This is a genomic window from Coprococcus intestinihominis, from assembly GCF_040096555.1.
Taxonomy (GTDB): domain Bacteria; phylum Bacillota; class Clostridia; order Lachnospirales; family Lachnospiraceae; genus Coprococcus_A; species Coprococcus_A intestinihominis.
On sequence record NZ_JBBMEK010000235.1, the window covers coordinates 1 to 5,185 of the forward strand.

Below are 5,185 nucleotides of genomic sequence, written 5' to 3' on the forward strand. Positions count from 1 at the left end.
ACCTTCCCATAGGGAATGCGAATCGTTCCTTTATCCGTCTTATACCCTTTCAATGCTTCAGCAAATTCTTCGACTGCTGCAGGACCCGGATACAAGCCGATGTGTTTCTTCGAAGCAGCAAAATGAACAATGTTATGACCTTTCCAGTAGGTCGGCATACTCCATGAAATGCGTTCTTCCGCTTCCGGTAATGCACTGCGAAGAATCTGACGGATATCGCGCAGATCTTCCTGTTTATCCTCATCCTGGCTCTGGATATATTCATCAATCGTCTTTGGCTTTTCACCGCAGTAATGACTTTGCCCTTTTTTCTTAAACTCTCTGCCACATTTGGGACATTGCTACATTGGGCTTTTCTCACTGTCTCTTTCATGAAGAACCACTTCAACCATATCTCCAAAACTCTTGCCAATCTGCTTGCGTATCTTTTTTGTAACGCCGATAATGTAACACGTAGTTCCCATTTTTACCACTTGCCCACGATACGGAATACCGTCAAATGTAGCATTTACCAACAAACGCCCTTTTCAAAAAAGATCTTTGATATCGTAAGGAACCTCTACATAGGCGGCATCCATATTCTCATTTTGAAGAATTTTTGCACAAAATTTTAATTCCATATTATTCGCCTTTCATTCTGTGAATATTATCCTCCACAAATTCCGATCTCTCGAGTTCTAAAAACTGGAATTTGGTGTGTGCTTTATAAATTTTTTCCAATCCACTCAAGTTCGTTCATGGAATCCTTATTTTTTTCAAGTTCATCTCTGGCTGTTGCATAATATGATTTTTTGAAAAGCATATCCCATGAAAGATATTTTGCCATACAGTCAAACTGCTTATCAATCAGCTCATACTGGATGCTGCCTACGGGAGAACCACCTACAACAATTGTGCCAACTTTTTTGTTTTTTAACTGCAATCCACGGCAGTAGCACTTATCAATGATAAGTTTCAATTGTGCTGACATTCCCCACCAATAAACTGGTGTAGCAAAAAGAATCATATCTGCGGCAGCAATTTTATCAATGGTAGAATTTGTATCATCCTTATCGACGCATCCCTTAGAGCATTGACAGACACCACATCCCTTGCATGGTGCAATGTTGAGTTTGTCGGGTTCAATGATTTCAATTTTATTCTTTTCTGACGCTCCTTTTATAAATGCATTGATTGCTGCCAGCGTATTTCCTTTTCTGGCACTTCCATTAATGATTACAATTTTCATGCGTGTATCCTCCAACTTCCGATTTTAATGTCTCTATTATACCATAATGATACTATTATAAAAAAGGAAAAAGAGCTCCTTCGAGCTCTTTTGATTCAGTTCTGTAAACTTGAATTTATTTGGAAGATTTTATTATCCATTCATCAAGAAATTTCATTTGTTCATCCGTATGAAACCAATGCTCTCCATTTTTCATAATAGAAAGTGTTGAATTAGTCCTCTGTACAAATTCAAATATCGTTCCATAAGCGGTAAGATTATCTTTTTCACCATACAAAATGTGCGTTGGGATTTCCCATATAATAGGATTTTCTCTTGCATAGCAAAGATAATCCCATGAAAGAGTCTCTCCAAAGGTTGTCTGAATTTCTTTTTTCTCTTTGAGTTCATCCTCTGTAACATTTGCCCAAATCATCATATCAGCAATAAGCCTTTCCATATCTACAACGGGCGAAATAAAATATGCTTTCTCTATTTGCTGATTTGATAAGGCATTGATAGCAAAATACGCTCCAATGCTATTGGCAATTACTTCAACAGTCTTGTAGTTTCTATAAATTGAATTAAAAAGTAATGGAAATTCTTCTTTTGCTTCCCATGGAAACTGTGCAGTATAGTCGAGACCAATCACATCACAATTACTAAAGAGCGGTTTGTAATGAATAGCTTCTTCAGCATTACCACCTTTTCCATGTATATAAATAACTGCTTTATCCACAATAGTTATCCTCCACAAATTCAAATTGTTACACTTAAAAAAGCGGAATTTCACCATCATAGTTTTCTGCTTTTTCCAATAGCGGTCCTTTAGCTCCCATCGTAAACGCGATGTCGCTACTGCGGATAGAGAGCAGCTCCATTCCGGGTCTCACCTTCAAAAAATCCATCATTTTCTTCGTAAGAAGAATTTGCCCCTCCTGTGAAATCTCTACCCAGCAGTAGGAACGCCCCTTGTATTTGATAAATTCGCCAGAACCTGCTGAGTAGTCAAGCAACGGTGGAGTATCGTCCAAAATGTGACCAAGTTTTGACGGATGCAAAAGGCCTTTCCGGGTGACGCAGAAGCCACCGGTAATCTTACTTCCGGTAAAAAGATATACTTTTCCTTCATCTGCAATGTGATATTCTCCCATTGCCTGCGGTGGAATCCGCAATGTTCCATCCGTCCGAATGAGTGATTTCCCGAAAATAAATTTTCCTCCCTTATTCATTTGTGGCATAAAAACACCTCCTGAAATCCCGATTTTCTTATCGTCCTGATCACTGCAATCCAGCCACGAAGGAGACCGCTGCTTTCAGATCTTTTTCATCCGGATGATCTTTTGCAATACCACCCACCAATTTAAACGGTCCAAAAGTGTCATATCCTTTACAGCCAAATTTTCCGATAATGTCCGTTTTCTTCTCTTTCAAAATAACTTCCAGTGATTTATATGCTCCGCTCCCGCCATAAGTACAGATCATAAATACCTTTTTATTTTCCGGCAGATTTTCAGAAGCAAACTTTAGGATCGTCTGATGAAATTTTGAAAAATATATACCGGAAGCAAAACCAATCCGGTCATAATCCGACAAATCCGCCTTTGGCTGCTGCACGGCATCAATCAGATCAACCTTACATTTCTCTGCAATTTTCTCCACCAGTTTCTTTGTGTTTCCATGATGTACAGACGCATAAACAATTACTGTCTTCATTTTTACCTCCCGCCTAACGATGCCATTCCATCGTATATTCTTCTTCTGATGTATTTTCATCTATTTTCTGATTCACAATTTTAAATCCACGATGCTGATAGAACACTACCGCTCTCATATTTTTCTTATACACGTTAAGATTCAATTGATCCTTTAGTTTCATAACGGTGCGAAGCAGTTCTGTTCCGATTCCTTTTGATTGTTCCTTTGCCTTTACAAATATCCCGGCTATATAAGTATCTGTTAAACCGATAAATCCCTGAATCTCCTCATTTTCTTCTGCCACAAATACTTCTGCTTCAGGAATCAATTTTCTGACTATATCATAATTCTTTTTCCAGTAATCTGCTTCTATAAAAGAATGGCTCTCTATATTTGCATGAAGCCATAAGTCCATTATCTCATCTAGATCTCTTGTTTCAAATCTTCGAATCATTTTTCTTATACCATAATTACTAAACTTTTTTTACAATCCATTTCTGTAAATCTCATTGATCACAGCCTGGGCATGTTCCAATTCTTTTTTCTGAATAATTGCATCTCTGTCACTTAAGATTGCAAGCATCTCATCCACCAGATCCTCGATTCGGGGATCACTTACCCGGTACAAATAGCCAAGCATCCGGGTGGCAGTGTAATCTGTATTCATATTTCTATAGGCAATTTCCGCACAGAACTCTTTAGGATATCCCCTGTCCAGCAAAACCTTGTATAATTCATCGGTTCGTTCCGATGCCATAATCGATCACTCCCGTAATTTTATTCAAGACTCGCTCGCGAGTCTTGGCGTGGGATTCGGGTCTGCAAAGCAGACAAAACACTAATCCGAATCCCTGCGCATCCTCGCGGAGCGTATATCAGATGGGGATTGACACCCGCCACTGATATATATTTCTTGTTCACCGCCTGAAGAAGCGGAAGTCATATTCCATCTGATATTCTTAAATTAAAATGCCTTCCAGATGATCCAACTCATGCTGACAAATTTGTGCCGGCCATCCACTCAGTTTCTGCCGCTGCTTTTTCCAATTCATATCATAATATTCCACTTCGATATTTTCATATCGTGTTGTTTTCCTCACACCGGTAAGCGATAGACATCCTTCTTCTGTTTCATATGGAGTATCCTTGCTCAGAAGAACCGGATTAAACATCACAACATCTACGAATCCCATATTTACAATGATCACCCTCTTTTTCACACCAATCACTTCGTGCTACGCACTCAGTCGCGGGCGCGCTCGCATGCTTACATGCCAGCATGACGCATTCTCACTTTGCCTTCGCGGATATTTGCAGCCATACCTACACAACTGGCACGATTTGCCTGTAAAGTGTCCTGTAAATCCTTTCCTACCTGCAGATCTGCCTTTGTAGCAGGTTCTGATTTTTGTCCCAGAAAGAACACATCTTTCATTATCGGTTTTACCATCTATCATTCCTCCATGTCATATTATCTCTTTTTCAATCCCTCCGAACCATATAGTGATTATATCAACAATATTATATTTCTACCATAGCGAGGTTTTTTCATTCTCATTCTAATTTTGTCTCAGTAGGGGGTTTCGATCTACTACTGAGATGAGTTTCTCCAAAGATTCTTCAAATCGTTGATCATCTTCCTCCGTCCGTTTTGCCGGACCTTTCAAATGATGCTTTTTCTTTGCATTTCTTGCCTTCTTCGCCAGATGACGTTCCATCAGCATCTGGTCGATATTTTCATTTGTATACCATTTACCGCTCTGATGAATACCGTAAGCACTTTTTCCCAGAATCATTGCAGCCACACCATAATCCTGTGTTACAACAATATCTCCCTTCTGGCACAGACTGACCAGTTTAAAATCTACAGCATCGGCTCCGGCTCCCACTGTGATCACTTCACTGTAATCTGAATATAAAACATGGTTTGTATCACATAAGAGAACAACCGGAATTTCATATTTCTTTGCTGTTTTTTCTACGATGGACACTACCGGACAGGCATCCGCATCTACTAATATCCTCATTTTTTCTTTCCTTTCGTCAGATCATAACTTTCCCCAATCATACGCCGGATATCTTTATCCGGAACAGAGCCATCCAGGATAATAGAATTCCAGTGTGTCTTGTTCATATGATAAGCCGGGACAACAGATTCAAAAGCATTTCTCCAGAACTCTCTCCATTCCGGATCACATTTTATATTTATCCATACATAACCATCTTTATCATAAATAAGCGCAAATGTTTTCTTATTTCCCTTATGACGCATAACACACC

Annotated in this window: 10 protein-coding genes and 1 pseudogene; all 11 read right to left on the reverse strand. The window is 39.3% G+C overall.

All coding sequences use genetic code 11. From position 1 onward, the window contains the following. Nucleotides 1-269, reverse strand: a 269-nt coding sequence (locus WMO25_RS14435) for an iron chaperone (protein WP_349085887.1), incomplete at its 3' end; no start/stop codon positions are given. Nucleotides 270-341: 72 nt separating this feature from the next. After that, entirely contained in the window at nucleotides 342-515 is a 174-nt protein-coding gene (locus tag WMO25_RS14440) for a DUF1905 domain-containing protein (RefSeq protein ID WP_349085880.1), read from the reverse strand. Nucleotides 516-703: 188 nt separating this feature from the next. Beyond that, nucleotides 704-1,228 carry a flavodoxin family protein gene (locus WMO25_RS14445; protein WP_055176454.1) on the reverse strand — a complete coding sequence of 175 codons (525 nt, stop codon included), beginning with the start codon at nucleotides 1,226-1,228 and terminating at the stop codon, nucleotides 704-706. Nucleotides 1,229-1,343: 115 nt separating this feature from the next. Continuing rightward, entirely contained in the window at nucleotides 1,344-1,946 is a 603-nt protein-coding gene (locus tag WMO25_RS14450) for an alpha/beta hydrolase (protein WP_005337276.1), read from the reverse strand. A gap of 34 nt (nucleotides 1,947-1,980) precedes the next feature. After that, nucleotides 1,981-2,448, reverse strand: a complete 468-nt coding sequence (locus tag WMO25_RS14455) for a hypothetical protein (protein WP_349085881.1) — start codon at nucleotides 2,446-2,448, stop codon at nucleotides 1,981-1,983. A 40-nt stretch (nucleotides 2,449-2,488) separates the two neighbouring features. Further along, complete coding sequence (locus WMO25_RS14460) at nucleotides 2,489-2,923, reverse strand: flavodoxin family protein (protein WP_349085882.1); 435 nt, start codon at nucleotides 2,921-2,923, stop codon at nucleotides 2,489-2,491. Nucleotides 2,924-2,936: 13 nt separating this feature from the next. Continuing rightward, the gene (locus tag WMO25_RS14465) at nucleotides 2,937-3,359 is read right to left on the reverse strand and encodes an N-acetyltransferase (RefSeq protein WP_349085883.1); all 423 of its coding nucleotides are present in this window, start codon (nucleotides 3,357-3,359) and stop codon (nucleotides 2,937-2,939) included. Nucleotides 3,360-3,389: 30 nt separating this feature from the next. Further along, a complete protein-coding gene (locus WMO25_RS14470; protein ID WP_349085884.1) occupies nucleotides 3,390-3,662 on the reverse strand; it encodes a hypothetical protein in 273 nt (90 codons plus the stop codon). Between the two features lie 202 nt (nucleotides 3,663-3,864). Further along, nucleotides 3,865-4,355 (reverse strand): annotated as a pseudogene (locus WMO25_RS14475) (peptide deformylase). 109 nt (nucleotides 4,356-4,464) lie between these two features. Continuing rightward, nucleotides 4,465-4,932, reverse strand: a complete 468-nt coding sequence (locus WMO25_RS14480; protein ID WP_349085886.1) for a YaiI/YqxD family protein — start codon at nucleotides 4,930-4,932, stop codon at nucleotides 4,465-4,467. Further along, complete coding sequence (locus tag WMO25_RS14485) at nucleotides 4,929-5,177, reverse strand: MmcQ/YjbR family DNA-binding protein (RefSeq protein ID WP_349085888.1); 249 nt, start codon at nucleotides 5,175-5,177, stop codon at nucleotides 4,929-4,931. Before WMO25_RS14485 ends, WMO25_RS14480 begins: the two co-directional genes overlap by 4 nt. Nucleotides 5,178-5,185 lie beyond the last annotated feature (8 nt).